This is a genomic window from Streptomyces amakusaensis, from assembly GCF_039532665.1.
Lineage (GTDB): Bacteria > Actinomycetota > Actinomycetes > Streptomycetales > Streptomycetaceae > Streptomyces > Streptomyces amakusaensis.
Genome location: NZ_BAAASB010000099.1, coordinates 1 through 508, shown reverse-complemented (window position 1 = coordinate 508; position 508 = coordinate 1). Strand labels below are relative to the sequence as shown.

1 protein-coding gene is annotated in these 508 nt (G+C 74.0%); it reads right to left on the bottom strand.

All coding sequences use genetic code 11. From position 1 onward, the window contains the following. On the bottom strand, positions 1–508 hold a 508-nt coding region (locus ABD371_RS35800; RefSeq protein WP_344486990.1), incomplete at both ends, for a ketoacyl-synthetase C-terminal extension domain-containing protein.

The window sequence follows — 508 nt, the reverse complement described above, 5'->3', positions numbered from 1 at the left end:
GACCCCACCAGCGACCAGCCGATCTCACCGACACCCGCCGACGACTCCTCCGCGAACCCCGCGAGACGACCCGCCTGCGCCGCCAGCGCCACCCCACCACGCGCCGACACCACCCACGGCACAGCGGGCCCGGTGAGCACGGCTTCACCGGCCGATTCCTCGCCGGCGGGCTGTGCGCCGGCCGCTTCCCCGGCGGCCGGGTCCCCGGGAGGGGTCTCGGCGGGGACGGTCTCGGCGGGGGCCTCCTCCAGCACCACATGGGCGTTGGTGCCGCTCATGCCGAACGAGGAGACACCGGCCCGCCGGGGACGGCCGGGACTGGACCACTCACGGACCTCGGTGAGCAGCGAGACGTCTCCGGCGGACCAGTCGACGTGGGGCGAGGGCTCGTCCACGTGCAGGGTGCGGGGCAGCACCCCGTGACGCATCGCCATCACCATCTTGATCACCCCGGCCACACCCGCCGCGGCCTGCGCATGACCGATGTTCGACTTCACCGAACCCAGCC